Source organism: Hansschlegelia beijingensis (assembly GCF_045505405.1).
GTDB classification, from domain to species: Bacteria; Pseudomonadota; Alphaproteobacteria; order Rhizobiales; family Methylopilaceae; genus Methylopila; species Methylopila beijingensis_A.
Window position 1 is genome coordinate 1 of record NZ_JBJKEX010000709.1, and the last position, 581, is coordinate 581.

The 581-nt window shown below is 74.2% G+C and carries 1 protein-coding gene; it reads left to right on the forward strand.

Annotated elements, in window-relative coordinates:
• The coding region (locus tag ACIKT0_RS19740) for an AsmA family protein (protein ID WP_407106942.1) at positions 1–581 on the forward strand (581 nt) is incomplete at both ends.

Here is a 581-nt window from a genome sequence, read left to right on the forward strand (position 1 = left end):
CCAGGGGCTCAGCGGGCGTCTCGCGGTCGCCGCCGCCGAAACGCCGCTGGCGGCGGGTCATGTGGCGACCGGCGCCCGCTTCGCGCTCGCGCTTCGCCCGAATGCGATGACGATCGAAACTTACGCGGCGAACCTCGACGGCGGCCGGCTGACCGGCTCGCTCGGGATCAGCCGCGCAGGGTCCGACGCGACGGCGACTCTTGCGGCCGCGCTGTCAGGAGCTTCGGCCGAGAGAGCGCTGGGCCTGCCGGCGGCCGCCTCGCCGCTCGCCGGAACGGTCGACGTGAAGCTCGACGCGCAGGGGACGGGCCGCTCGCTGGCCGCGATCGTGAGTTCGCTCGCAGGCGCCGGCTCCATCTCCTTGCGGGACGGGACGATCCGCAGGCTCGACCCGGCGGCGATCGATCAGATCGAGCCGCAGGTCGAGGCGGGGCTGGCGCTGGACGGCGCCAGGATCGCGGCTGCTCTCGAGGCGCCGCTTGGACGCGGAGACCTGACGCTGCGGCGGCTTTCGGCGCCCTTCACCATATCGGGCGGCGTGGCGCGCAGCGCCTCCTTGGTCAGTCGGGCGGCGGCGATCT